The 24,741-nt window shown below is 57.0% G+C and carries 24 protein-coding genes; 18 read left to right on the top strand and 6 right to left on the bottom strand.

Annotated features, from left to right (window positions below; all coding sequences use genetic code 11):
* Positions 1-13 precede the first annotated feature (13 nt).
* Positions 14-1,111 (top strand): DUF1615 domain-containing protein, encoded by a 1,098-nt coding sequence (locus ACTJI7_RS07410; RefSeq protein ID WP_126326894.1) that lies wholly within the window; start codon positions 14-16, stop codon positions 1,109-1,111.
* Here the strand turns inward: ACTJI7_RS07410 and ACTJI7_RS07405 are convergent.
* The gene (locus ACTJI7_RS07405) at positions 1,108-1,407 is read right to left on the bottom strand and encodes a DUF2755 family protein (protein WP_014882725.1); all 300 of its coding nucleotides are present in this window, start codon (positions 1,405-1,407) and stop codon (positions 1,108-1,110) included. The genes ACTJI7_RS07410 and ACTJI7_RS07405 overlap by 4 nt on opposite strands.
* A gap of 249 nt (positions 1,408-1,656) precedes the next feature.
* Here ACTJI7_RS07405 and ACTJI7_RS07400 point away from each other — a divergent pair, with 249 nt between their 5' ends.
* Positions 1,657-1,887, top strand: coding sequence for a DUF2754 domain-containing protein (locus ACTJI7_RS07400; protein ID WP_440669963.1), 231 nt, complete (start codon positions 1,657-1,659; stop codon positions 1,885-1,887).
* Here ACTJI7_RS07400 and ddlA read toward each other — a convergent pair.
* Positions 1,884-2,984: a D-alanine--D-alanine ligase gene (ddlA, locus tag ACTJI7_RS07395; protein ID WP_440669961.1), complete on the bottom strand. Its 1,101-nt coding sequence runs from the start codon at positions 2,982-2,984 to the stop codon at positions 1,884-1,886. The genes ACTJI7_RS07400 and ddlA overlap by 4 nt on opposite strands.
* A gap of 103 nt (positions 2,985-3,087) precedes the next feature.
* Between ddlA and ACTJI7_RS07390 the strand changes: the two genes are divergently transcribed.
* From ACTJI7_RS07390 to adrA, 5 genes are all read left to right on the top strand, one after another.
* Complete coding sequence (locus ACTJI7_RS07390; RefSeq protein ID WP_440669959.1) at positions 3,088-3,771, top strand: extensin-like domain-containing protein; 684 nt, start codon at positions 3,088-3,090, stop codon at positions 3,769-3,771.
* Between the two features lie 168 nt (positions 3,772-3,939).
* The gene (locus ACTJI7_RS07385; protein WP_440669957.1) at positions 3,940-5,154 is read left to right on the top strand and encodes a multidrug efflux MFS transporter; all 1,215 of its coding nucleotides are present in this window, start codon (positions 3,940-3,942) and stop codon (positions 5,152-5,154) included.
* Positions 5,155-5,364: 210 nt separating this feature from the next.
* The gene (iraP, locus tag ACTJI7_RS07380) at positions 5,365-5,625 is read left to right on the top strand and encodes an anti-adapter protein IraP (protein ID WP_049001853.1); all 261 of its coding nucleotides are present in this window, start codon (positions 5,365-5,367) and stop codon (positions 5,623-5,625) included.
* 275 nt (positions 5,626-5,900) lie between these two features.
* Complete coding sequence (psiF, locus tag ACTJI7_RS07375) at positions 5,901-6,221, top strand: phosphate starvation-inducible protein PsiF (RefSeq protein ID WP_041911105.1); 321 nt, start codon at positions 5,901-5,903, stop codon at positions 6,219-6,221.
* A gap of 102 nt (positions 6,222-6,323) precedes the next feature.
* Positions 6,324-7,427 (top strand): diguanylate cyclase AdrA, encoded by a 1,104-nt coding sequence (gene adrA / locus ACTJI7_RS07370; protein ID WP_219258456.1) that lies wholly within the window; start codon positions 6,324-6,326, stop codon positions 7,425-7,427.
* A gap of 14 nt (positions 7,428-7,441) precedes the next feature.
* Here the strand turns inward: adrA and proC are convergent, their stop codons facing one another.
* Positions 7,442-8,251: a pyrroline-5-carboxylate reductase gene (gene proC / locus ACTJI7_RS07365; RefSeq protein WP_041911103.1), complete on the bottom strand. Its 810-nt coding sequence runs from the start codon at positions 8,249-8,251 to the stop codon at positions 7,442-7,444.
* Between the two features lie 97 nt (positions 8,252-8,348).
* Between proC and ACTJI7_RS07360 the strand changes: the two genes are divergently transcribed.
* The 5 genes from ACTJI7_RS07360 (at position 8,349) to ppnP (ending at position 10,986) form a co-directional block, all read left to right on the top strand.
* Positions 8,349-8,807 carry a YaiI/YqxD family protein gene (locus ACTJI7_RS07360; RefSeq protein WP_010428006.1) on the top strand — a complete coding sequence of 153 codons (459 nt, stop codon included), beginning with the start codon at positions 8,349-8,351 and terminating at the stop codon, positions 8,805-8,807.
* A 144-nt stretch (positions 8,808-8,951) separates the two neighbouring features.
* Positions 8,952-9,476 carry a shikimate kinase AroL gene (gene aroL / locus ACTJI7_RS07355; protein ID WP_028012127.1) on the top strand — a complete coding sequence of 175 codons (525 nt, stop codon included), beginning with the start codon at positions 8,952-8,954 and terminating at the stop codon, positions 9,474-9,476.
* A 44-nt stretch (positions 9,477-9,520) separates the two neighbouring features.
* Positions 9,521-9,712, top strand: coding sequence for a protein YaiA (gene yaiA / locus ACTJI7_RS07350; protein ID WP_003859135.1), 192 nt, complete (start codon positions 9,521-9,523; stop codon positions 9,710-9,712).
* A gap of 237 nt (positions 9,713-9,949) precedes the next feature.
* Positions 9,950-10,627 carry an AroM family protein gene (locus ACTJI7_RS07345; protein WP_028012129.1) on the top strand — a complete coding sequence of 226 codons (678 nt, stop codon included), beginning with the start codon at positions 9,950-9,952 and terminating at the stop codon, positions 10,625-10,627.
* Positions 10,628-10,698: 71 nt separating this feature from the next.
* Positions 10,699-10,986: a pyrimidine/purine nucleoside phosphorylase gene (gene ppnP / locus ACTJI7_RS07340; protein ID WP_008503270.1), complete on the top strand. Its 288-nt coding sequence runs from the start codon at positions 10,699-10,701 to the stop codon at positions 10,984-10,986.
* 46 nt (positions 10,987-11,032) lie between these two features.
* On the opposite strand, the gene rdgC is transcribed toward ppnP, so the two are convergent.
* Positions 11,033-11,947, bottom strand: coding sequence for a recombination-associated protein RdgC (rdgC, locus tag ACTJI7_RS07335; protein ID WP_014882739.1), 915 nt, complete (start codon positions 11,945-11,947; stop codon positions 11,033-11,035).
* Between the two features lie 123 nt (positions 11,948-12,070).
* On the opposite strand from rdgC, the gene mak reads away from it, so the two are divergent.
* Complete coding sequence (gene mak, locus ACTJI7_RS07330; RefSeq protein ID WP_063155368.1) at positions 12,071-12,976, top strand: fructokinase; 906 nt, start codon at positions 12,071-12,073, stop codon at positions 12,974-12,976.
* A gap of 80 nt (positions 12,977-13,056) precedes the next feature.
* Here the strand turns inward: mak and sbcC are convergent, their stop codons facing one another.
* Together sbcC and sbcD are read right to left on the bottom strand one after the other, a co-directional pair.
* The gene (sbcC, locus tag ACTJI7_RS07325) at positions 13,057-16,188 is read right to left on the bottom strand and encodes an exonuclease subunit SbcC (protein WP_063155367.1); all 3,132 of its coding nucleotides are present in this window, start codon (positions 16,186-16,188) and stop codon (positions 13,057-13,059) included.
* Positions 16,185-17,390 carry an exonuclease subunit SbcD gene (sbcD, locus tag ACTJI7_RS07320; RefSeq protein WP_192979058.1) on the bottom strand — a complete coding sequence of 402 codons (1,206 nt, stop codon included), beginning with the start codon at positions 17,388-17,390 and terminating at the stop codon, positions 16,185-16,187. Before sbcD ends, sbcC begins: the two co-directional genes overlap by 4 nt.
* A gap of 187 nt (positions 17,391-17,577) precedes the next feature.
* Between sbcD and phoB the strand changes: the two genes are divergently transcribed.
* From phoB to malZ, 5 genes are all read left to right on the top strand, one after another.
* Positions 17,578-18,267, top strand: coding sequence for a phosphate response regulator transcription factor PhoB (phoB, locus tag ACTJI7_RS07315; protein ID WP_008503265.1), 690 nt, complete (start codon positions 17,578-17,580; stop codon positions 18,265-18,267).
* Between the two features lie 21 nt (positions 18,268-18,288).
* Positions 18,289-19,584, top strand: a complete 1,296-nt coding sequence (gene phoR / locus ACTJI7_RS07310; protein WP_136486519.1) for a phosphate regulon sensor histidine kinase PhoR — start codon at positions 18,289-18,291, stop codon at positions 19,582-19,584.
* Between the two features lie 410 nt (positions 19,585-19,994).
* Positions 19,995-21,314 carry a branched-chain amino acid transporter carrier protein BrnQ gene (gene brnQ, locus ACTJI7_RS07305; protein ID WP_028012134.1) on the top strand — a complete coding sequence of 440 codons (1,320 nt, stop codon included), beginning with the start codon at positions 19,995-19,997 and terminating at the stop codon, positions 21,312-21,314.
* A gap of 81 nt (positions 21,315-21,395) precedes the next feature.
* Complete coding sequence (gene proY / locus ACTJI7_RS07300) at positions 21,396-22,769, top strand: proline-specific permease ProY (protein WP_028012135.1); 1,374 nt, start codon at positions 21,396-21,398, stop codon at positions 22,767-22,769.
* 141 nt (positions 22,770-22,910) lie between these two features.
* Complete coding sequence (malZ, locus tag ACTJI7_RS07295; RefSeq protein WP_069733288.1) at positions 22,911-24,728, top strand: maltodextrin glucosidase; 1,818 nt, start codon at positions 22,911-22,913, stop codon at positions 24,726-24,728.
* Positions 24,729-24,741 lie beyond the last annotated feature (13 nt).

Genomic DNA, 24,741 nt, shown 5'->3' with positions numbered 1-24,741 from the left:
ACAGGGAGTTGCTATGTCTTTTGCCGTACCGCGTGCGTTACCGCTGTCCTTGCTGGCTGCCCTCGTTCTGGCGGGCTGTGCCGAAAAAGGGGCTGCTCCGCTTAAAAAGGGCGAGAAGCCCGTGGATGTCGCAAGCGTTGTGCGGCAAAAAATGCCCGCCAGCGTGAAGGATCGCAATGCGTGGGCGGATGCGCTGGCAAAAACCTTTGAAAGCCAGAAGATTGCCCCAACCGAGGAGAATATCTGCTCGGTGCTGGCGGTGGCGCAGCAGGAGTCGATGTACCAGTCAGACCCGGCGGTGCCGGGTCTCAACAAAATTGCCTGGAAAGAGATCGACCGCCGCGCGGAATCGATGCATATCCCGGTATTCCTCGTGCATACCGCGCTGAAAATCACTTCGCCAAACGGCAAAAGCTACAGCGAGCGGCTGGACACGGTGAAAACCGAAAAACAGCTCAGCGCCATCTTTGATGATTTCATTAACATGGTGCCGATGGGGCAGAAACTGTTTGGCTCACTGAACCCGGTTCACACCGGCGGCCCGATGCAGGTGAGCATTGCGTTTGCCGAGAAGCATACCGACGGCTACCCGTGGGAAATTGACGGTACGGTGCGTCAGGAGGTCTTCTCCCTGCGCGGCGGGCTGTGGTTCGGCACGTATCATCTGCTGAACTATCCGGCGAACTACAGCGAACCCTTGTACCGCTTTGCAGACTTTAACGCGGGCTGGTATGCCAGCCGTAACGCGGCGTTTCAGAGCGCGGTTAGCCGCGCAAGCGGCGTCAAGCTGGCGCTGGACGGCGATCTTATCGCCTACGGCAGCAGCGAGGCGGGAAGCACCGAGCGGGCGATCCGGAAATTATCGACAACGCTTGATATGAGCAACAGCGACATTCGCCGTCAGCTTGAGAAAGGCGACAGCCTGGCATTTGAGAAAACGGATCTCTACAAGAAAGTGTTTGCGCTTGCCGATAAGAAGAGTGGGAAGACGTTGCCGAGGGCAATTCTGCCGGGGATTCAGCTGGAAAGCCCGAAGATCACGCGTAACCTGACCACCGCATGGTTCGCAAAACGCGTGGACGATCGCCGGGCTCGCTGTATGGGGCTTTAATGGCGACGACGAAAGCGCAGGACGAGCGCGACAACGCCTAAAATCATACACCCCGCGAGGAAGGGAACGAGGCCAAACAGCGTGCTCACGCCAAACCCGATTTCAACCCGCGGGCGTCCGTTATCCTGCACCTGCATCAGGTGTTCATAAACGCCCGGCGCATGCACCAGCATATTAAGCAGCTGTGAGCCAGCCCAGAAGCAGAACAGGACAAACAGGGCATACGCGATATTACCCGCCGTGGAGGTTTTTGGTTTGCCGCCAAAAATCGGTTTCGACAATGTAAAGTCAGCCATGTTGACCTCCCGAAATATCACTCTGTTTTAATACGCGTCTTACGGGGTGAGTTTGACAGGTCATCGCATTTGTCAATATCAGAATCGTGGTAATTTTCGCTCAGGATTTCTCCTGGATTGTTGATTTCTGCAGCATGTCACAATTTGTTAACTTAAATGAAACTGCACCGCATTTCAGAATTTCCGCATCTGCCACAGACCTGGCGGTGAAACTGTGAGAGGATGTCTTTTTTTCCTGCCGGAGTTGTTATGAAGCTCACGTCTAAACTTCGCCGTGACTGGCACTACTACGCCTTTGCTATCGGGCTGATCTTTATTCTTAACGGCGTCGTGGGGCTGTTGGGATTTAAAGCGAAAGGCTGGCAAACCTATGCCGTGGGCCTGGTGACCTGGGTAATCAGTTTCTGGCTGGCAGGGCTGATAATCCGCCGCCGTCCGGAAGAGACGACAGCGGAGGAGACGGCTAAGGGTGCCGATTAGCCGTTAACGGAACTTTTCAGGGCGCTGTCGGCGGCATGACGCTCCAGCGCCAGCTCGATCAGGCGGGTGATCAGCTCAGAGTAGCCAAGCCCGCTGGCCTGCCACAGTTTTGGATACATGCTGATATTGGTGAAACCCGGCAGCGTGTTGATTTCATTGATCACCACCTCGTTCTCCGGCGTCAGGAACACGTCCACGCGCGCCATGCCGCTGCAGCCGAGCGTCTGATAGGCCTGAATGGCGATCGCCCGGATCTTATTGTTGATGGCCGGATCGATTTCCGCAGGAACAACAACCTGGGCGCCTTTATCATCAATGTATTTGGTGTCGTACGAGTAGAAGTCGCTGTTTAAGACCACTTCACCGCAGGTGCTGGCCTGTGGGAAATCGTTGCCCAGCACCGCGCACTCAATTTCGCGGCCTTTGATCCCCTGCTCAACCACCACTTTATGGTCGAACTCAAACGCCAGACGGATGGCTTGCGTGAACTCTGTTTCGGTGGTGACTTTGCTGACGCCCACGGAGGAGCCCTGGTTGGCTGGCTTCACAAACAGCGGCAGACCCAGTTCAGCGCTAATTTGCGCGAAGCTGTGCTTGTCGCGGTTGGCGCGGGTGAGCGTCACGAACGGCGCGATATTCAGCCCGGCATCGCGCAGCAGGCGTTTGGTGACGTCTTTGTCCATGCAGGCGGCGGAGCCCAGCACGTCCGAGCCCACGAACGGCAGGTTGGCCATGCGTAACATTCCCTGCAGGGAACCGTCTTCGCCGAGGGTGCCGTGCACGATGGGGAAGACCACGTCGATCTGGGCGAGAGCCTGCGCGTTGCCGGCGTCGATGAGCTGACCCTTCACGACGCCGGGTACGGTGGCGACGCTAATTTCCGAAGGATTAAGGGCGATGTGTGCCGGATCGTTGGCATTCAGCAGATACTGGCTGGCATCGTTAACATGCCACTGGCCCTGTTTATCAATGCCCAGCAGCACCACGTCGAAACGGCTTTTATCGATCGCATCGACGATATTTTTAGCCGATTGCAATGACACCTCGTGCTCCGCTGATTTTCCCCCAAAGACAATACCTACGCGCTGCTTTGCCATCTCACTCTCTTCCAGTCTGACGAAAAGCCAATAACATACCACGATGCCCTGCGGGTTTCGCGGCCTTCTGCCATAATGTTTTGGGGAACAGTGAGGGGGGAGAGTGAAAGGAAAAACGCTGCTGACCATTTTCATCCTTGGGGCAATCGCAACGGCGGGCTATCGCTGGCTGCCGTCTTACTACAACCCTTTCACGCCGCTGAACCTGGACGACCCGCCTGGCCGCATTACCCAGTATAAGCTGCGGCACTTAACGCCCGAAGCCTGCGCGAGCCTGTTAGCGCAGGCTAATCAAAAAAAACTGATCCGCACGCAGGCGGTCGCTGACAGCGGCGGGGAGTGCCCGCTGAACAACGTCGTGCGCGTGCGTGACTTTGGCCCGGTGAGCCTGAACGGCAGTTTTCTTGCCAGCTGTCCGCTGGCGCTCAGCTCAGCCCAGTTTGTCAGCCAGCAGGCCCGGCCCCTGACTAAACGCTTTACCGGCAGTGAACTGACGCGCATTGAGCACCTCGGGAGCTTTGCCTGCCGCAATATCTACCACCGGCCCGATGCGCGGCGCAGCGAGCATGCCACGGCAGAGGCGCTGGATATCGCCGCTTTTCGGCTGGCGAACGGAGAGCGCGTTATGGTACTTAACGGCTGGAAATCGGCAAAAACGCAGCCCTGGCTGAAGGCTCTGCTGGCGGCAAGCTGCGGTTACTACGGAAACGGTCTTGGGCCGGAATATAACGCGGCGCACGCCAGCCATTTTCATCTGGGAATGCGCGGCTTTGGTCTCTGCCGCTGAAGCATAATCTTCCGCCAGAAAATGGATGAATTGTGACTTATTTCGCAAATATGATGACTGGGAAGATAAAACACCAAAGTCAGCGAGGCCGCATCTCTGGTGCGACGTTAAGACGCGTAACTTGCTAATCTGACGGCGAATTCGCCTAAAAATGAAGACTATTTCTGTATGGAATCCTGGAAAGTTAATCTCATCTCGGTCTGGTTCGGCTGCTTCTTCACCGGGCTTGCCATCAGCCAGATCCTGCCGTTCCTGCCGCTGTACGTGTCACAGCTGGGGGTCAGCTCCCACGAAGCGCTGTCCATGTGGTCCGGGCTGACGTTCAGCGTCACGTTTCTGGTCTCCGCCATTGTGTCACCGATGTGGGGCAGCCTGGCGGATCGGAAAGGGCGCAAGCTGATGCTGCTGCGCGCCTCCCTCGGGATGGCGATTGCTATTCTGCTCCAGGCCTTCGTCACCAACGTCTGGCAGCTGTTTTTCCTGCGGGCGGTGATGGGGCTGACGTCCGGGTATATTCCCAACGCCATGGCGCTGGTTGCCTCTCAGGTGCCGCGCGAGCGCAGCGGCTGGGCGCTGAGTACGCTCTCCACCGCCCAGATCAGCGGCGTTATCGGCGGCCCGCTGCTGGGAGGCTTTTTGGCTGACCATGTCGGTCTGCGCGCGGTATTCATCATCACCGCAATCCTGCTGGTGATCAGCTTTCTGGTTACGCTCTTTCTTATCAAAGAGGGGGGCCGCCCCGTTATCAGTAAATCTGAGCGCCTGAGCGGCAAGGCCGTCTTCGCCTCGCTGCCATACCCGGGACTTGTGATTAGCCTGTTTGTCACCACCATGGTGATCCAGCTCTGCAACGGTTCGGTCGGCCCGATTCTGGCGCTGTTTATCAAGTCGATGGAGCCGGACAGCAACAATATCGCCTTTCTCAGCGGCATGATTGCCGCCGTGCCGGGCGTCTCCGCGCTGATCTCTGCCCCGCGTCTGGGAAAACTGGGCGACAGGATCGGCACGGCGCGCATCCTGATGGCGACGCTGATATTTGCGGTGGTGCTCTTTTTCGCCATGTCGTTTGTTACCTCTCCGCTTCAGCTGGGCGTGCTGCGGTTTTTACTCGGCTTTGCGGATGGCGCTATGTTGCCCGCCGTACAGACATTGCTGGTCAAATATTCCAGCGACCAGGTCACGGGGCGTATTTTTGGCTATAACCAGTCGTTTATGTATTTAGGCAACGTCGCCGGTCCGCTTATTGGTGCGTCCGTTTCTGCAATGGCGGGTTTTCGCTGGGTATTTGCCGCGACGGCGATTGTCGTTTTAATCAATATTATCCAGCTGGCTATTGCCCTGCGTCGCCGCAGGCAATTAGCGGAGGCGAAATCAGCGAAATAATCTTTTCGCAGATGTATTATATATTCTTATGGTAGCCGCATTTTTATATAACAAAATGCGGCGTTTTTTTATAGGAAAACGTTTCGCTGAAAAGATCGCTGCGCTAATTTGGCGGCAATGTCACTTTTGCATAAGATAATACTTTTCTCCGCTTTGCATATTTCATTCCTGGTGTTAATTTCAGAGGAAATCCCATAAGGAAATAGCACGATGAAAAATCTCATTGCTGAGTTGCTGGTTAAGCTTGCACAAAAGGAAGAGGAGTCGAAAGAGCTGGTCGCCCAGGTCGAAGCGCTGGAAATAGTTGTCACCGCACTGCTGCGGCAGATGGCAACATCGGATCAGCAGGCGTTAATTGAAAGCATTGAAGGCGCGCTGGATAAGGCGCGGCCCGATACGCAGGTTCCGCCACAAGATGCCGAGTTGCTGCAGCAATACGTAAAGAAGCTGTTGAGGCATCCGCGCAGTTAAGCCGTTACTGACATGTCATAGGATTGTCATGCAGGATGCCTGGAGTCGCTCTGTTTTATTTTTGTATTTGTACATGAAGAAAATAAATTGAAACAGAGCGCGCTTTTTAGCGCGTTACATTCCCTGTTAATTACCCCTGCCATTTATGCTGATACCGTCAATTCCTGCGTGCTGGAACTGAAATGATAAATTCCCGGCCGAAATCACATCTGCCGGGTGGTTTTTTTCCTGTCACGAACCAGACTTACAGGGAATGTTCACAAAAGGATGGTGCAATGAAAACAACATTACTGGTTACTCTGCTCTCCGGCCTGTTCCTGATCTCCTCGGCGAACGCGGAAGAAAAAACATTAACGCCGCAACAGCAACGCATGACCACCTGTAATCAACAGGCGACGTCCCAGAGTCTGAAGGGGGATGCACGTAAAACCTACATGAGCGACTGCCTGAAAAACGGCGCCGCGAAACCCGGCGAAAAAAGCCTGACGCCGCAGCAGCAAAAAATGCGCGAGTGTAATGCGAAAGCAACAGAACAGTCCCTCAAGGGCGACGATCGCAGCAAGTTCATGAGTGCCTGCCTGAAGAAAAAAGTGTAGTTCTAACGGGTGAGCGGCTCCGGCGGCTCACCCGAAATTTCATACTTTCCCCGCAGACCCCCTCTCTATAATTTGGGAAAATGTTTCAGAATATTCCCAAAAATGATGAATGATGACATTTATTACTACAAAAAGCGCATTCGGGAAGAGTGGAGTTTAACCCTTTCTCAGGATGACCCTCACCGTACCGGCATCCAGTTTGCCAGGCGAGCCCGGCTGGCGCGCGTTGTCGGGCTGGCGGCGATGTTTGTCCCGGTGGCGGAAATTCTGGTCAGCCATTTTTTACCCGGCGGCTGGTGGTTGTTGCTGGTGGGGTGGGCATTCATCTGGCCGCACTTTGCCTGGCAGTTATCCTGCCGCGCCGCTTCACCTCATCAGCAGGAAATTTTTAACCTCAAGATGGATGCCGTTATCGCCGGGGTCTGGATCGGCGTGATGGGGATGTATGTATTACCCACTGCGGCGCTGGTGATGATGGTGGGGATGAACATGATGGGCTCTGGCGGCTGCCGCCTTTTTATCGCGGGGATCGTGCTCACCCTGCTTACTGCGCTGCTTACGTTACCGCTTGCTGGCAGAGCGCTGCCCTTTAATCCGGGGGGGCTGGAGTGGGGCTTAACGCTTCCTGTCCTTATGCTTTATCCCATGCTGTTTGCCTGGCTTAGCCATCGAACGGCCGTCAGGCTGGCGGAACATAAGCGGCGGCTGGAAATGATGAGCACCCGTGACGGTATGACCGGGGTCTTTAACCGCCGACATTGGGAAATGCTGCTGCGTAATGAATTTGAGCACTGTCGCCGGAGCCACTGCACCGCCACGATATTGCTGATTGATATCGACCACTTTAAAAACATCAACGATACCTGGGGGCACGACGCAGGCGACAAGGCCATCGTGGCCATTACCCGCCAGCTTCAGATGTCGGTACGGTCAGGCGATGCGATAGGCCGGTTTGGCGGGGATGAGTTCGCGGTGATTATGTCCCAGACGGCCGCTGAAAGCGCCATCGCCGTCATGTCGCGGGTTCACGCGCGGCTGGAGACGCTGTCGTTACCGTGTGCGCCGAAGGAGCGTCTGCGCATCAGCGTGGGCGTGGCCCCCTGGGGGCCGCAGTTTGTACACTATCGGGAATGGCTGAAGGCGGCAGATGTGGCGCTGTATAAGGCGAAAAATGCCGGGCGCGGCCGCACCGAAGTGGCCGCCTGACGCCCGGCCAGACATCAGGATTTACTCAGCTTCTCTGACTTTTCCATGCATTTTGCCATCGCTTCGATAACCGCAGAACGGAACCCGCGTTCTTCCAGCACCCGCACCGCTTCGATGGTGGTACCGGCCGGGGAGCAGACCATATCCTTCAGTTCACCCGGGTGTTTACCGGTCTCCAGCACCATTTTGGCGGAGCCCATCACTGCCTGCGCGGCGAATTTATACGCCTGCGCGCGCGGCATACCGCCAAGCACGGCGGCGTCCGCCATCGCTTCTAAAAACATGAAAACGTAGGCGGGGGCTGAACCGCTCACGCCGACCACCGGATGGATCATGGATTCTGCAATCACTTCCGCCTCGCCGAAGCAGCGGAAAATGTTCAGCACGTCCGCCACCTCTTCTGAAGTCACCAGCGCGTTAGGGGTGACGGAGGTCATACCGGCGTTGACCAGTGAGGGGGTATTCGGCATCGCGCGGACGATTTTACGATCGTGGCCCAGCGCGCGCGCCAGCTGATCGAGCGTCACGCCTGCGGCAATCGACACGACCAGCGTCTCTTTATTCAGGCTGGAGGTGATGTCGCTTAACACTTTGATCATGATGTTCGGCTTAACGGCACCAAAGACGATATCGGCAACCTGGGCCACCTCCTGCGCGCTTTCGGCGGCGTTGATCCCGTATTGATCGCGCAACGCGGCGACGTTATCCGGTGACGGGGTATAAACCCAAATCTGACCCGGCAGAACCTGCCCGCTGGCGATCAGGCCGCCCAGGATGGCTTTGCCCATGTTACCGCAGCCGATAAACCCGATTTTCTTGTCCATCATGATTCTCCGTCATTATGCGTTGTTTTCTCTGATTGATAGCTTAACAACGAAATGCAGGCGACAATAGTCGGCAGAGTCATTATGGGGAGACAACATGGCGATTTGGGTTGATGCGGACGCGTGTCCGAATGTGATTAAAGAGATTTTATTCCGCGCCGCCGAGCGCGTTCAGATGCCGCTGACGCTGGTGGCGAACCAGAATATTCGCGTCCCGCCTTCGCGGTTCATTCGCTCCCTCCGCGTGCCGGCCGGGTTCGACGTGGCGGATAATGAAATTGTTCGTCTGTGCAGCGCGGAAGATCTGGTCATCACTGCCGATATTCCGCTGGCGGCGGAAGTGCTGGAGAAAGGGGCGGCGGCGCTCAATCCGCGCGGCGAACGTTATTCGCCTTCAACCATCCGGGAAAAACTCACTATGCGTGATTTTATGGATACGATGCGGGCCAGCGGCGTGCAGACCGGTGGACCGGATAGCCTGTCCCAGCGCGATCGCCAGCAGTTTGCTGCCGAACTGGATAAATGGCTGCTGGAAGTGAAGCGCCGTACGGCGTAATGATAATTATTGTCAATATGTGGTACAGTGTGGCCTCCACAGGGTTGTCATCCCGTACCGCTTTGCAGTAAAGTATTCGACACATCTTCTGCAATTATTTCTTTACACTCTTCAGCCATTCGGCATCAAGGGGAACACCTGGCTATGACCCAACCCATCTTTTTAGTTGGCCCCCGCGGCTGTGGGAAAACCACCGTTGGTGTGGAACTGGCACGCGCATGTCATCGTCAGTTTGTTGATACCGACCACTGGCTTCAGACCGAGGCCGGCAAAACCATCGCAGACATCGTGGAGCAAGAGGGATGGGAAAGCTTTCGCGCCCGCGAAACGGCCGCGCTGAAAGCGGTCACCACGCCGTCAGCCGTCATTGCGACGGGAGGCGGTATTGTTCTGGCCGAATGTAATCGTCACTTTATGCGCGAAAAAGGCATTGTGATCTATCTCTGCGCGCCGGTGGCGGCTCTGGTAGGGCGACTTGAAGCATTTCCTGAAGAGGGACAACGCCCGGCGCTGACGTCACGACCGCTCAGCGAAGAGGTGAGCGAAGTGCTGGCCGAGCGTGATGCCCTCTACCGTGAAGCGGCACACCATGTTGTGGATGCCTCTGCGGCCCCGGAAGATGTGGTAATTCAGATTATTACCGCCCTGCGTCTGGCGTGTGCCAGCTAACCGCCGTCTATACTGATAGCTCAGACATAAAAAAAGGATGAGCTATGCCAACCAGACCTCCCTATCCGCGCGAAGCACGTATTGTTACCGTTGAAAAAGGCAATGGCGACCAGACCGTCACCTGGTACCAGCTGCGTGCCGATCACCCCAAACCGGACTCGCTGATCAGTGAACATGAGACTGAACAGGAAGCGCTGGATGCCAAACGGCGCTACGAAGATCCCGAAAAGTCGTGAATGTTTTCCTAAACGCTCCAATACCGTGCCTGAATCACACTTTTTACTCATCGCAAATGTTAAGCAGGAGTTAATATTTAGTTATTACAGGTAGCTCCGTTACCGGCAGGCGATCTTTACATTTCAGGGCAGAGATCGCCTGCTACGCTTGGTGCTGTTTTGTTGAAAAAACGAACTGTACAGCGTAGAGAGCCTGTACCTGTGTATACGTTTTTGTAGTGATGGAAGGCGAAGAAGATGAAGGCAACGTTGGCGATCCTCACCATTGGTGTGGTCCCTGTAAGCGAAGTGTTACCGCTCTTAACCGAGCATGTATCTGAACAACAGATCACGCATCTCAGCCTGCTGGGTAAGATGAGCCGGGAAGAGGTCATGGAAGACTACGCTGTAGAGGCGGGGGAGGATCCCCTGGCGACGTTATTAAGCGACGGTAAACTGGCGCATGTTTCTCGGCAGAAAATTGAGCGTTCGCTACAGGCAGTAATAGAAGTACTCGATAATCAGCAATATGACGTTATTTTGCTAATGAGCACCGCCCCCATTAAGGGACTCATCGCGCGCAATGCGATTTTGCTTGAGCCGATGCGCATTATTCCTCCGCTGGTAGCCTCCATTGTTGACGGGCATCAGGTGGGGGTCATTGTGCCCATCGAGGAGCTTATGGACAACCAGGAAGCAAAGTGGCACGTGCTCGAAAAAACGCCCCTGTATGCGCTGGCAAACCCCTTCTGGGACAGCGAGGCTAAACTCATTGCTGCCGGGAAGGAGCTGCTGGAGAGAGGGGCGGATGTATTGATTCTGGACTGTCTTGGTTTTCACCAGCATCACCGGGATTTACTGCAAAAGGCGCTGGACGTGCCGGTGCTGTTATCCAACGTTCTGATGGCTCGCCTGGCCTCAGAACTTCTGACGTAATGATTTTGCGTGACAGGTGATGAGCATGGCCCCTATAGTGAATTTTTATCTCTGAATATAAGGGCCAGTTCATGCTTCAAAGTAACGAATACTTTTCCGGTAAAGTGAAATCCATCGGTTTTACCAGCAGCAGCACTGGCCGCGCCAGTGTGGGCGTTATGGCTGAAGGGGAATACACCTTTGGCACGGCGGAAGCGGAAGAGATGACGGTGGTCAGCGGCGCGCTGAACGTCTTACTGCCGGGTGAAACGGAATGGAAAGTTTACGCTGCCGGACAAGTTTTCAACGTCCCTGGCCACAGCGAATTTCATTTGCAGGTCGCTGAACCGACCTCTTATCTGTGCCGCTATCTGAAATAATCGTCTTTCCTCTCCCCTTTGGGGAGAGGATCAGAGTGAGGGGAAATTATCTCTGCGCTTCGCCGCCGAGACCTTCCACCAGATTCTGAATTAACGCGGCCAGTTCGCCGGTCATCAGGATAAAGTCCGCGTCAAAGCGCTGGGCGTAATCTTCCCGGTCGATATCTTCGTTTTGATCGCGCAGCTCGTCGCAGAACTTCAGACGCTTCACGGAACCGTCGTCGCACATCACGAACTGAATGCGCTGCTGCCAGTCGAGCGCCAGTTTGGTGACCACTTTGCCCGCTTCAATGTGTACGGCGATCTCGTCGCTCACCAGATCCTGCTTTTTCGCGCGGATCACGCCGCCATCTTCCAGCAGGGCTTTCAGCTCGGCTTCGTCCAGGATCTGGAAACCTTGCGCCGCGGTACCGCTGCGGACCCACTCGGTCAGGGTCAGCTCAATCGGCGTTTCCAGCGCCAGCGGTACGACCGGTAAAGAGCCGATGCTTTTACGCAGCAGGGCCAGCGTATCTTCCGCTTTTTTGGCGCTGGCGCAGTCCACCATGATCAGCCCGTTAACGGTATCGATCCACATCATCGTCTGGCTGAAGCGGCTGAAGGCGCGCGGCAGCAGAGAGTGCAGCACTTCATCTTTCAGCGAATCTTTTTCGGTTTTTTTCAGCTTGCGGCCCTGCTCGGCTTCCAGCTTGAAAATTTTTGCTTCAAGCGCCTGCTTAACCACCGGCGTGGGCAGAATTTTCTCTTCTTTGCGGGCGCAGACGATGATTTGACCCGTGCTGCTGGCGTGGGTCAGTGCATCGCTTTGCGAACCCATTGGCGGAACCCAACCGGTTTTCGCCATATCCTGGCTACCGCAAGGGGAAAAGCTATAAGCGGCTAACTGTTTTTCCATCTCTTCTGCGCGCAGCGAAACGTCGCGGCTGAGACGGTAAACCATCAAATTTTTGAACCACAGCATGATAATTTCCACGGCCTTGTCGTTAAATCAGCGGGCATGATAACGAATTGTCGCATCGCTTGCATTGCTAATCGGGAAGCGTGCTTCTACTCTGTTGATAATCAAAATAATGAGGAGAGTCTTGTGCGTATTGGGATTGATTTGGGCGGCACCAAAACAGAAGTCATCGCATTAAGCGAGCAGGGGGAACAGCTGTTCCGCCACCGTCTGCCGACGCCGCGCGATGATTATCACCAGACGATCGAGACGATTGCCCGGCTGGTTGATATGGCCGAGCAGGCGACGGGCGAGAGGGGCACGGTCGGGATGGGGATCCCCGGCTCCATTTCGCCTTATACGGGTGTGGTGAAAAACGCCAACTCTACCTGGCTCAACGGTCAGCCGTTTGATAAGGATTTGAGCCAGCGTCTGAACCGGGAAGTGCGTCTGGCGAATGACGCTAACTGCCTGGCGGTCTCAGAGGCCGTTGACGGTGCAGCCGCAGGAGCGCAGACCGTGTTTGCGGTGATTATCGGTACCGGCTGCGGCGCGGGCGTGGCCTTTGGCGGACGTTCACATATCGGCGGCAACGGCACGGCGGGTGAGTGGGGGCACAACCCGCTGCCGTGGATGGATGAAGATGAACTCAAATACCGCGCCGAGGTGCCGTGCTACTGCGGCAAGCAGGGCTGTATTGAGACCTTTATCTCCGGCACCGGTTTTGCAACCGACTACCACCGCCTGAGCGGCCAGCCGCTCAAGGGGAACGAGATTATGCGTTTGGTGGAAGAACAGGATCCGGTGGCCGAACTGGCACTTAGCCGCTACGAAATGCGTCTGGCGAAATCGCTGGCGCACGTAGTGAACATTCTCGATCCGGACGTGATTGTGCTCGGCGGTGGCATGAGCAACGTTGACCGGCTGTACGCCACGGTACCAAATCTGCTGAAACAGTGGGTCTTCGGCGGCGAGTGCGAAACCCCGATCCGCAAAGCCGTCCATGGCGACTCCAGCGGCGTGCGCGGCGCGGCGTGGTTATGGCCGCAATAAACGCAAAACGGCAACTTGCGTTGCCGTTTTTGATGTTTAGAGGGCCAGGGAGAGGGCACCAGACCGAATCGACCCAACACTCACCCCACCGCAAACTCCCTGTCCAGCCTGCTATACCCCAGTCCGTTGATCTTCTTCACCTTGATCTGCACCGGAATGCGCTCTTTCATCGCCTCGACGTGGCTAATCACCCCGATGGTTTTCCCGGTGGCGTTCAGCGCGTCGAGCGCATCCAGCGCGGTATCCAGCGTTTCACTGTCGAGCGTGCCGAATCCCTCATCCAGGAACAGGGAATCAATCCGCGTTTTGTGACTGACCAGGTCAGAAAGCGCTAACGCCAGCGCAAGGCTCACCAGGAAGCTCTCGCCGCCGGAGAGCGTGCGCGTATCGCGCACCGCATCGGCCTGCCAGGTGTCGACCACTTCCAGCTCCAGCGCCTCGCTGGCCTTACGCTGTAGGAGATAACGGCCGTGCAGGCGGTTAAGCTGCTGGTTTGCGAGCCAGACCAGGTTATCCAGCGTCAGCCCCTGAGCGAACTTGCGGAACTTGTCGCCGGTGCTGGAGCCGATCAGCGCGTTGAGATAGCCCCAGTCGTCGGTCTGGCGCGCGGCCTCTTCAATTTGCAGCATTAACGCCTGCTGATGCTGGCGGTTATCGCTGTCCTGCTTAAGCTGCTGGCGGATCTCGCCCTGATGCGTGGTGTTCTCACGAAGCCGTTGCGCCAGCTGCTGCAGCTGGCTTTGCAGGGTAGACGCATCCGCGTCAAGTTCTTCCGGGCGCAGCGCAAGGTGCGCCTGCAGCTGCTGATTAGCCTGGCCGGAAAGGGCCGCGGCCTGCTGTATCTGGTTTTCCAGCGACTGTTTCAGCTGTTCGAGGCGGCGAATAGCATCGTCATCCAGCAGCGCGGCAAGGAATGCATCCCGATCGGCAAAACAGCTTGCGGAGAGCGCCGCGGTGAACTGCGTCTGCGATTGCTGCAGGCGCTCGCGCTCCAGCGCCTCCTGCTGCTGCAGGGCGGCGAGCTGGCTTTGCAGCGACACGCATTCATTGTGGATGTCGCGCCAGTCATCAGGAATGGCCGGTTCAGCCTCTTCACCGTGTGTTGCCGGAAGCGTGTCGAGCAGCGGCTTCAGCGCGCTCACGCGTTCCTGAAGCACGCCGTGCTGCGTTTGCTTCTCCTGCCAGTGGGCAAATTCCGCTTCGCGGGCGTGCAGCCAGTCGGCTTCATTGCCCTCTTCGGGAACGCTAAGCGAGAGCGCGAGCAGAGTATGTTCCAGTGCCTGGCGCGTTGCGGTGCGCTGCTGCTGATACTGGCGTTCCTGCGCTTCCTGCTCGTTCAGCTGGTTTTGCAGGGTCAGACGCTGGCTGAGCTGATAAAGCTGGCGCTCGTAGTGTTCCTGCTCGTTCAGCCATGGCGCGATATCCTCCTGAATATTCAAAGCGATATTCAAAGACGCGCACGCCTCCAGCCACGCTTTAGTGAGCGCTTGCTCTTCCTGAGACAAGGCCTGCGCTTCGTCTGTCTCACGCTGGATCTGTTGAGCCAGGGCATTAACCTGTCCCAGTACCAGCAGGCCTTCCTCTTTAAGCGCGGCGACCTCTTTTTCGAGTGCATCACGGCGACGCTGGTTATCCGTCAGCTCAAGCGACCGGTAGGTCTCCACGGCAGGATGCTCGTGGGAGCCGCACAGCGGGCAGGGTTTGCCTGCCTCAAGCCGTGAGCGATAGCTTTCCAGATTTTTAATCGTCGCTTCACGTTCGCAAAGGGCTTTCAGGTCCAGATAGTGCTGGTGTTTCTCTTTGTACTGCTGGCGGCGCAGCGCCAGGGTTTCATTGAGCTTTCTCTGCTCCGCCTGGGCTTTCTGCACGCTTTCACCGTTCTGGCTAAGGCGCTTTTGCAGCGGCTGATAGCGGGCATGCAGCGACGTCAGCTGCTGGCGCAGCGTGCGGGACCGGGACTGCTGCTCCATGGCCGCGCTGACCTCATCCGCCGTCAGCGTCAGCGTATTTTCCGGCATCTCAGCCAGCTTCTGACGTAGCTCAGTCATCCGCGTAGCAAGCGCGACGAGCTGACTTTTTTCACGGTTTAGCTGTGAGAACTGGGCGCGCCAGCCGGCAATTTCCTGGCCCAGCAGGCGATAACGCTCATTCTCCGCCAGCCACTGTCCCAGCGCCGTCAGTTCGGCCTGTAGTCGCTCATGGGTACGCAGGGCGGTATTGCGGATCCGCGCGCGCAGTGCGGTTTTGGTCTGTAAGCGAGTATTTACTTCGTTAATTCGCTGCTGGGTTTGCGTCAGACGTGCGGTTTGCTCCTGCTGATGCTCCCAGAGCGGACGAAGCTGGGCGGCGGGCTGGGCAAGCTGGAGTTTTGCCAGTTCCGGCGCCGCGTTCGCCTGCGCCTGTTGCGCCTGCTGCTGCAGGGCGGCAACGCGCTGCTGCTCCCGCACGAGCTCGTCATGACGCGTAAGCCACTGAAAATCTTTCTGTTGGCTTTGCTGCTGGGCCAGCAGGGTTTTCTCTTCGTCAGTAAGTGCCTGCAAACTTTGCTGCAACTGCTGCTGTTGTTCTTCGCTGAGCAGCACGACACCCGCCGCCTGCGCCTCGCATTTTTCCAGCACGCTGCGGGCGGCTTTGTGTTTCTCAAACACCATCGCGGAAATCTGGCCGTAGATTTCGGTGCCGGTGAGTTCTTCCAGCAGTTCTGCGCGGTCGGCCGGTTTGGCATTCAGGAAGGCGGCAAATTGCCCCTGCGAGAGCAGCATTGAACGGGTAAAACGGCCGTAGTCCAGCCCGGTGAGCGCCGCGGTTTGCTCCAGTTTATCCGACACCTTATCGGCCAGAATCTTGCCATCCTCGCAGCGGGCCAGTTCCACGCGCGGTGCCTGCAAGTTCCCGTCCGGCTGGTTGCGCGCCCGGTTCTGGCTCCAGAATGCGCGATAGGCAACGCCTTTCACCTCAAATTCCACTTCCGCCAGGCACTCGGCGGTATCGCGCGTCATCAGATCGTTTTGCGCCTGAGAGACCTTATTCAGGCGCGGGGTTTCGTGGTAGAGCGCCAGGCAGATGGCATCGAGCAGGGTGGTTTTACCCGCGCCGGTTGCGCCAGTGATGGCAAACAGGCCGTTGCTGGCAAAAGGCTCCGCGGTGAAGTCAATTTTCCACTCGCCCTTGAGGGAGTTGAGATTTTTCAGGCGCAGGCTCAGAATTTTCATGCGTTTTCTTCCTCGTCATTGAGGGCGTGCAGAGTATGGCTGAACAGCTCGTTGAGCCTGACGCGCTTCGCATCATCGAGCTCTTCCTGCGACAGTCGGCGCTCGAACACCTCTTCTACGCGCAGTTCGCTAAGCGTTTCGCGCTGGGCGCCGAGCAGAATTTTCTCGCGCTGCTCGCGGCTGCGGCGCACCAGCAGCACCTCAACCGGCAACTCTTCGGTCAGCGCCTGAATTTTCCGCTGCATATCGTGCAGGTAGTCATCGGTGGTGATTTCAATATCCAGCCAGACGGGCGGGTTAAGCTCAGCGCCACGCCACTGCTCAAGCTGGGCGGTGATGGCAGCCAGATCGCCCTTCAGCACCGCCAGCGGCTGGGTGACCGGCACTTCCAGCGTCTCGACGGCGCTGAGTTTGCCCTCATCAAAGCTCACCAGATGCACGGATTTGGCTTTTCCGGTTTCATCGAAGCTGAGCGAAATAGGGGAGCCACAGTAGCGGATATGCTCGCAGCCGCCGATGACCTGGGCGCGGTGAATGTGCCCGAGTGCGATGTAGTCCGCGGGCGGGAAGTTTTGCGCGGGAAAGGCGTCCAGCGTACCGATATAGATCTCGCGGACCGCGTCACTTTTGCTGGCCCCGACGGTAGTGAGGTGCCCGGTGGCAATGACCGGAATGGCCTGTTCACCGCGCAGGGCACAGGCTTCCGCGTGCTGCTGGTGATAGTAGTCGGTGATGGCCTGCAATAAATGCTGCTGCTTTTCCGCGCCCGACAGTCCCGCCTGGCTTTGCACGATGTCGCGCGGACGTAAAAAGGGAATCGGACACAGTACCGCGCCCGGCGACCCGTCGCGTTTTTTCAGGATCTGCGGCGCGTGCCCGGCGCTGGCGACCACGGTGGTATTGAGAAACGCCAGGATGTCGCGGGATTCATTGAGCGTGGCGACGGAGTCATGGTTACCGGCGACAATCACCAGATGACAGCCGGTCTGCTGCAGGTTCACCACGAAGCGGTTATACAGTTCACGCGCATAGCTCGGCGGCGAACCGGTATCAAAGATGTCACCCGCCACAATAATGGCATCCACCTCGTGCGCCTGGGCCGTTTTCAGAAGCCAGTTCAGGAACGCTTCATGTTCAGCCGCACGGCTTTTGCTGTAAAAATTTTGACCCAGATGCCAGTCCGAGGTGTGAAGTATGCGCATAGGAGATCCGTGGCGAAAAACGATGCGGGCGATTATAAACTGTCAGGGAGAGGAAAATAACCGCTGTAATAAAACAACAGTTTGCCATTTATAGTGGTACTGTTTTTCATAAATCTGTCATAAATCTGACGCATAATGGCGCCGCATTACAAACTTGTAACTTAAATAAGATAAGACAGGGCAAAGTATGGCGAGACGTATTCTGGTCGTAGAAGATGAAGCTCCAATTCGTGAAATGGTGTGCTTCGTGCTCGAACAAAATGGCTTCCAGCCGGTTGAAGCGGAAGATTATGACAGCGCGGTGAACCAGCTGAATGAACCCTGGCCCGATCTGATTCTGCTTGACTGGATGTTGCCCGGCGGCTCCGGACTGCAGTTTATCAAACATCTGAAGCGTGAAGCGCTGACCCGCGACATCCCGGTGGTGATGCTCACGGCGCGCGGAGAGGAAGAGGATCGCGTGCGCGGTCTGGAGACCGGCGCGGACGATTACATTACCAAGCCTTTCTCCCCGAAAGAGCTGGTTGCCCGCATTAAGGCCGTCATGCGCCGTATTTCCCCGATGGCGGTGGAAGAGGTGATCGAGATGCAGGGCCTCAGCCTTGACCCAACGTCACACCGCGTGATGACCGGCGAAAATCCCCTCGACATGGGGCCTACCGAATTTAAACTCCTGCACTTCTTTATGACCCATCCGGAACGCGTTTACAGCCGCGAGCAGTTGCTGAATAACGTCTGGGGAACTAACGTGTATGTCGAAGACCGGACGGTTGACGTACATATCCGCCGCCTGCGAAAAGCGCTGGAACTGAGCGGCCACGATCGCATGGTACAGACGGTCCGCGGTACGGGTTATCGTTTCTCGACCCGTTTCTGAATAATGACAGGAGTGTGACGCGTGCTGGAACGTCTGTCATGGAAAAGGCTCGTCTTTGAACTGATCTTATGCTGTATTCCGGCTCTTCTTCTGGGGGCCTTACTTGGGCATCTGCCGTGGTTTCTGCTGGCGGCGGTCACCGGGCTGTTAGCCTGGCATTTCTGGAACCTGCTGCGTCTCTCCTGGTGGCTGTGGGTGGACCGCAGTATGACCCCGCCGCCGGGAAGCGGCAGCTGGGAGCCGCTGCTGTACGGCCTGCACCAGATGCAGATGCGTAATAAAAAGCGTCGCCGCGAGCTGGGAAGCCTGATCAAACGCTTTCGCAGCGGCGCAGAGTCGCTGCCGGATGCGGTGATCCTGACGACAGAAGAAGGAACTATTTTCTGGTGTAACGGGCTTGCGCAACAGCTGCTGGGCCTGCGCTGGCCGGACGACAATGGTCAGAACATCCTCAACCTTCTGCGTTATCCCGAGTTCACGCTGTATCTGAAAAAGCGTGATTTCACCCGTCCCCACAATCTGAAGCTGAATAACGGTCGCCATCTGGAAATCCGCGTGATGCCCTACAGCGATCGCCAGTGGCTGATGGTGGCGCGCGACGTCACCCAGATGCACCAGCTGGAAGGGGCGCGTCGTAACTTCTTCGCCAACGTCAGCCACGAACTACGCACCCCGTTGACCGTGCTGCAGGGCTACCTGGAGATGATGCAGGAGCAAACCCTGGAAGGCGCGCCGCGTGAAAAAGCGCTGCATACGATGCGCGAGCAAACGCACCGTATGGAAGGGCTGGTGAAGCAGCTGCTGACGCTGTCAAAGATTGAAGCGGCGCCTTCTCTTGCGCTGAATGAGACCATTGATGTGCCAATGATGCTGCGCGTCGTCGAGCGTGAAGCGCAGACGTTAAGCCATAAAAAACATCAGCTGACCTTTGACGTCGACAACACGCTGAAGGTGCTGGGCAGCGAGGATGAACTGCGTAGCGCCATCTCCAACCTGGTGTACAACGCGGTAAACCATACGCCGGAAGGAACGGATATCGTGGTGCGCTGGCAGCATACGCCGGCAGGCGCCGAGTTTAGCGTTGAGGATAACGGGCCGGGGATCGCCCCGGAGCATATTCCGCGCCTGACCGAGCGCTTCTACCGGGTGGATAAAGCGCGATCGCGGCAGACGGGGGGAAGCGGCCTGGGGCTGGCGATTGTGAAACACGCGGTGAATCACCATGAAAGCCGTCTTGATATCCAGAGTACCCTGGGTAAGGGAACCCGCTTTAGTTTCGTTATCCCGGAACGATTAATTGCCAAAAAGAGCGCCTGACGGCAGGCGTGTCATTTTACCTTTCCACGGGTCAGCCATCGCTGGCCCGTTTGCTTTGCAGTCAAGCGAAACGCGTGTGAATTTTATACGGTTGGCTGTTTTTTGTTCGCATGATTAGCCATGGGTTTTTCCTATAATTAGCGCATTGTTCTGGTGCGCGTTTTCATACTGGCATATTGTTCTGGTTTTGCGATCCCTCCTTGCCTTTAAACGTTATAAGCGTTTAAATTGCCCCCCAGATACTGTCAGACCGACTGTATTTGCGTGGTAAATCGAAAAACTATTCTTCTCCACGCCAGGACGGGAGCATTTCCCGCTGAAATTGAGCAAATTTTCGGCTGTATCGTCCCGTCAGGGAAATCGAAAAATCTCAACGTTTTCAACACCACATCCACAGGCAGTAAGGTTTTATGACCCATCACTTAAAATCGCGTGACATTATCGCGCTGGGCTTTATGACATTTGCGCTGTTCGTTGGCGCAGGCAACATCATTTTCCCTCCAATGGTTGGCTTACAGGCGGGTGAACACGTCTGGACCGCCGCGTTCGGTTTCCTGATTACGGCCGTGGGCCTGCCGGTACTGACCGTTATCGCACTGGCGAAAGTCGGTGGCGGCGTGGATAGCCTTAGCACCCCGATTGGCAAAGTGGCTGGCGTTCTGCTGGCTACCGTCTGCTATCTGGCCGTTGGTCCGCTGTTTGCCACCCCGCGTACCGCGACTGTTTCCTTCGAAGTGGGCATCGCCCCGCTGACCGGCGACGGCGCGATGCCGCTGTTCATCTACAGCCTGATTTATTTCGCCATCGTGATTCTGGTTTCCCTCTATCCGGGCAAGCTGCTGGACACGGTAGGTAACTTCCTGGCGCCGCTGAAAATTGTAGCGCTGATCGTGCTGGCCGTGGCGGCCATCATCTGGCCAGCCGGCCCGATTAGCGACGCGATGGATGCCTATAAAAACGCCGCGTTCTCTAACGGCTTTGTGAACGGCTACCTGACGATGGATACGCTGGGCGCGATGGTGTTTGGTATCGTTATCGTTAACGCCGCGCGTTCCCGCGGCGTGACCGAAGCGCGTTTGCTGACCCGTTATACCATCTGGGCTGGCCTGATGGCCGGTGTGGGCCTGACGCTGCTGTATCTGGCGCTGTTCCGCCTGGGCTCTGACAGCGCGATGCTGGTTGATCAGAACGCGAACGGTGCGGCTATCCTGCACGCTTACGTTCAGCACACCTTCGGTGGGGCGGGCAGCATGCTGCTGGCGGCGCTGATCTTCCTGGCGTGTCTGGTAACAGCGGTTGGCCTGACCTGCGCCTGCGCAGAGTTCTTTGCGCAGTATCTGCCGCTCTCTTACCGTACCCTGGTGTTTATTCTCGGTATCTTCTCCATGGCGGTGTCTAACCTCGGTCTGAGCCACCTGATTCAGGTCTCTATTCCGGTGCTGACGGCAATCTATCCGCCGTGCATCGTGCTGGTTGTGCTGAGCTTCACCCGTCCGTGGTGGCATAACTCCTCACGAATTATTGCGCCAGCCATGTTTATCAGCCTGATTTTTGGTATCCTTGACGGGATTAAAGCATCAGCGTTCGCTGAAATTCTGCCAGCCTGGACACAGCGTCTGCCGCTGTCCGAGCAGGGCCTGGCCTGGCTGATGCCTACCGTTGTTGCACTGGTTCTGGCGGTTATCTGGGACCGTGCTGCAGGGCGTCAGGTCACATCGAACGCTCATTAATCAACGGCAACAAACTGTTTAACCACGGGGCTTAAGGCCCCGTGGTTTTTTGTTTTTTTCGTGTTGAATGGCAAGATTTAAATGGAAAGCACTAACAAACTTAAACGTGGATTGAGCACGCGCCACATCCGCTTTATGGCGCTGGGCTCTGCTATCGGCACCGGTCTTTTTTATGGCTCGGCAGATGCCATCAAAATGGCCGGTCCAAGCGTGCTGCTGGCGTACATCATCGGCGGTGTGGCGGCGTATATCATCATGCGCGCCCTCGGCGAAATGTCGGTTCACAACCCGTCTGCCAGCTCCTTCTCCCGCTACGCGCAGGAAAACCTCGGCCCGCTGGCCGGGTTTATCACCGGCTGGACCTACTGCTTCGAAATTTTGATTGTGGCGATTGCCGACGTAACCGCATTCGGCATCTACATGGGCGTCTGGTTCCCGGCGGTGCCGCACTGGATCTGGGTGCTGAGCGTGGTGTTGCTCATTTGCGCCGTCAATCTGATGAGCGTGAAGGTGTTCGGCGAGCTGGAGTTCTGGTTCTCCTTCTTCAAGGTCGCGACCATCATCATCATGATTGTGGCGGGTTTCGGGATCATCATCTGGGGGATTGGCAACGGCGGCCAGCCGACCGGCATCCATAACCTCTGGAGCAACGGCGGCTTCTTCAGCAACGGCTGGCTCGGGATGGTGATGTCGCTACAGATGGTAATGTTCGCCTACGGCGGCATCGAGATTATCGGCATCACCGCCGGGGAAGCGAAAGATCCGGAGAAATCCATTCCGCGCGCCATCAACTCGGTGCCGATGCGTATTCTGGTGTTCTACGTGGGTACGCTGTTCGTGATTATGTCCATCTACCCGTGGAACCAGGTAGGCACTAACGGTAGCCCGTTTGTCCTGACCTTCCAGCATATGGGCATTGCCTTTGCTGCCAGCATTCTGAACTTTGTGGTGCTGACCGCGTCGCTTTCGGCCATCAACAGTGACGTCTTTGGCGTGGGCCGCATGCTGCACGGCATGGCGGAGCAGGGCAGCGCGCCGAAGGTGTTCGCCAAAACTTCACGCCGCGGCACGCCGTGGGTGACGGTGGTGGTGATGACCGTAGCGCTGCTGTTCTCGGTTTACCTGAACTACATCATGCCGGAGAACGTCTTCCTGGTGATTGCGTCCCTGGCGACCTTCGCGACCGTGTGGGTTTGGATCATGATCCTGCTGTCGCAGATTGCCTTCCGCCGCCGTCTGTCGCCGGATGAGGCGAAAGCGCTGAAGTTTAAGGTGCCGGGCGGGGTGGCGACGACCGTGGTCGGGCTGATCTTCCTGGTGTTTATCATTGGCCTGATTGGCTACCATCCGGATACCCGCATTTCCCTGTACGTGGGCTGTGCGTGGATCGTTCTGCTGCTGATCGGCTGGGTGTTTAAGTGCCGCCGTGACCGTCAATTGGCAGAAGCACAGTAATATTTTTATCCCCCCTCCCTCCCGGGAGAGGGGATTTTTGCCTCCTCCCCCGTCCTCCTCCCCCAATAAATCTCGTCATGGTGAGCTATCCTTAACCACCCTGTGGCAAGGTGACGTCAATTTCATCAGAGGGGATTCGTGATGTTAAACGCCTGGCACCTTCCGGTTGCCCCATTTGTTAAGCAAAACAAAGACAACCTTGTGATTACGCTCTGGCTGGCGGGGGAAAATCAGCCGGAACGCGTGACGCTCCGCGCCGAAATTGATAACGAAGAGACCGGGCTGAAAATGCACAAGCTGCGCAGCCAGCCGCAGCCGGGGATTACGGCGTGGCGGGCGAATATCGATTTGCGCAGCGGGCAGCCGCGCCGTCGCTATAGCTTTAAGCTTTTATGGAACAACCGCCAGCTGTGGTTTACCCCGCAGGGGTTTAGCCGTTTCCCTCCGGCCCGGCTGGAGCAGTTCGCCGTCGATTACCCGGATAACGGCCCGCAGTGGGTTAACGATCAGGTCTTTTATCAGATTTTCCCGGACCGCTTTGCGCGCAGCGAAAAACGCACCGCCGGCCAGGACAAGGTCTATTACCATCATGCCGCGGGTCACGACATCATCCTGAAAAAATGGGATGAACCGGTGACGGCGCAGGCGGGCGGCTCGACGTTCTACGGCGGCGATCTCGACGGCATCAGCGAAAAGCTGCCGTACCTGAAAAAACTCGGCGTGACGGCGCTGTACCTCAACCCGGTGTTTAAAGCCCCGAGCGTACACAAATACGATACCGAAGATTATCGCCACGTTGACGAGCAGTTTGGCGGTGACGAGGCGCTGCTGCGCCTGCGTAAGAACACCCAAAAAGAAGGCATGCGCCTCATTCTGGACGGTGTCTTCAACCACAGCGGCGATTCGCACGCGTGGTTTGACCGGCATAACCAGTCGATGGGGGGAGCATGCCATAACCCGGATTCGCCGCAGCGCGACTGGTACAGCTTTAGCGAGGAGGGCCGCGCGCTGGACTGGCTGGGCTACGCGAGCCTGCCGAAGCTGGACTTCCAGTCGCCGTCACTGGTGAACGAGATTTACGGCGGGGAAGACAGCATCGTGCGTCACTGGCTGAAGGCGCCGTGGAATATGGACGGCTGGCGTCTGGACGTGGTGCATATGCTCGGTGAAGCGGGCGGGGCGCGAAATAACCTTCAGCACGTGGCCGGGATCGCGCGTTCGGCGAAAGCGGCTCAGCCGGAGGCGTTTGTCTTTGGCGAACACTTTGGCGACGCGCGCCAGTGGCTGCAAAACGATGCCGAAGATGCGGCGATGAACTATCGCGGCTTTACCTTCCCGCTGTGGGGATTCCTGGCTAACACCGATATCTCCTACGATCCGAACCATATCGACGCCGAAACCTGCGCCGCGTGGATGGATAACTATCGCGCTGGCCTGTCGCATCAGCAGCAGCTGCGGATGTTTAACCAGCTCGATAGCCACGATACCGCGCGCTTTAAATCCCTGCTCGGCAAGGATGTGGCGCGTCTGCCGCTGGCGGTCACCTGGCTCTTCACCTGGCCGGGCGTACCGTGCATTTACTACGGAGACGAAGTGGGGCTGGACGGCAACAACGATCCGTTCTGCCGCAAAACCTTCCCGTGGGAGGCAGAGAAACAGGATAAGGTGCTGTTTAGCCTGTATCAGCGGCTGGCGAAGCTGCGCAAACAGAGTCTCGCCCTGCGCTACGGCGGCTGTCAGGTGGCGTACGCCCACGATAACGTGGTGGTCTTTGTCCGCGTCTATAATCAGCAGCGCGTGCTGGTGGCGATTAACCGGGGCGAGGCCTGCGAGGTGGTGCTGGATGATTCGCCGCTGCTTAAGGTGGCGACGTGGACGAACAAAGAGGGCAAGGCGACGATACAGGATGGCGTGCTGGCGCTGCCTGCGGTATCCGCGACGGTCTGGCTCGGCAGCTAATGCGCTAAAGTTT

It is taken from the genome of Enterobacter sp. 22499, from assembly GCF_052044815.1.
Taxonomy (GTDB): Bacteria; Pseudomonadota; Gammaproteobacteria; order Enterobacterales; family Enterobacteriaceae; genus Enterobacter; species Enterobacter bugandensis.
Note: the sequence above shows the minus strand (reverse complement) of the source record. Positions and strands in the feature narration are given on the sequence as shown.

Coding starts and splice junctions, on each gene's coding strand:
- ACTJI7_RS07360 (WP_010428006.1), top strand. CDS start 8,349: ATGGCGATTTGGGTTGATGCGGACGCGTGTCCGAATGTGATTAAAGAG.
- sbcD (WP_192979058.1), bottom strand. CDS start 17,390: ATGCGCATACTTCACACCTCGGACTGGCATCTGGGTCAAAATTTTTAC.
- sbcC (WP_063155367.1), bottom strand. CDS start 16,188: ATGAAAATTCTGAGCCTGCGCCTGAAAAATCTCAACTCCCTCAAGGGC.
- iraP (WP_049001853.1), top strand. CDS start 5,365: ATGAAAAATCTCATTGCTGAGTTGCTGGTTAAGCTTGCACAAAAGGAA.
- rdgC (WP_014882739.1), bottom strand. CDS start 11,947: ATGCTGTGGTTCAAAAATTTGATGGTTTACCGTCTCAGCCGCGACGTT.
- brnQ (WP_028012134.1), top strand. CDS start 19,995: ATGACCCATCACTTAAAATCGCGTGACATTATCGCGCTGGGCTTTATG.
- ddlA (WP_440669961.1), bottom strand. CDS start 2,984: ATGGCAAAGCAGCGCGTAGGTATTGTCTTTGGGGGAAAATCAGCGGAG.
- proY (WP_028012135.1), top strand. CDS start 21,396: ATGGAAAGCACTAACAAACTTAAACGTGGATTGAGCACGCGCCACATC.
- psiF (WP_041911105.1), top strand. CDS start 5,901: ATGAAAACAACATTACTGGTTACTCTGCTCTCCGGCCTGTTCCTGATC.
- ACTJI7_RS07410 (WP_126326894.1), top strand. CDS start 14: ATGTCTTTTGCCGTACCGCGTGCGTTACCGCTGTCCTTGCTGGCTGCC.
- ACTJI7_RS07405 (WP_014882725.1), bottom strand. CDS start 1,407: ATGGCTGACTTTACATTGTCGAAACCGATTTTTGGCGGCAAACCAAAA.
- ppnP (WP_008503270.1), top strand. CDS start 10,699: ATGCTTCAAAGTAACGAATACTTTTCCGGTAAAGTGAAATCCATCGGT.
- yaiA (WP_003859135.1), top strand. CDS start 9,521: ATGCCAACCAGACCTCCCTATCCGCGCGAAGCACGTATTGTTACCGTT.
- proC (WP_041911103.1), bottom strand. CDS start 8,251: ATGGACAAGAAAATCGGGTTTATCGGCTGCGGTAACATGGGCAAAGCC.
- ACTJI7_RS07345 (WP_028012129.1), top strand. CDS start 9,950: ATGAAGGCAACGTTGGCGATCCTCACCATTGGTGTGGTCCCTGTAAGC.
- malZ (WP_069733288.1), top strand. CDS start 22,911: ATGTTAAACGCCTGGCACCTTCCGGTTGCCCCATTTGTTAAGCAAAAC.
- aroL (WP_028012127.1), top strand. CDS start 8,952: ATGACCCAACCCATCTTTTTAGTTGGCCCCCGCGGCTGTGGGAAAACC.
- adrA (WP_219258456.1), top strand. CDS start 6,324: ATGATGAATGATGACATTTATTACTACAAAAAGCGCATTCGGGAAGAG.
- ACTJI7_RS07385 (WP_440669957.1), top strand. CDS start 3,940: ATGGAATCCTGGAAAGTTAATCTCATCTCGGTCTGGTTCGGCTGCTTC.
- ACTJI7_RS07400 (WP_440669963.1), top strand. CDS start 1,657: ATGAAGCTCACGTCTAAACTTCGCCGTGACTGGCACTACTACGCCTTT.
- phoB (WP_008503265.1), top strand. CDS start 17,578: ATGGCGAGACGTATTCTGGTCGTAGAAGATGAAGCTCCAATTCGTGAA.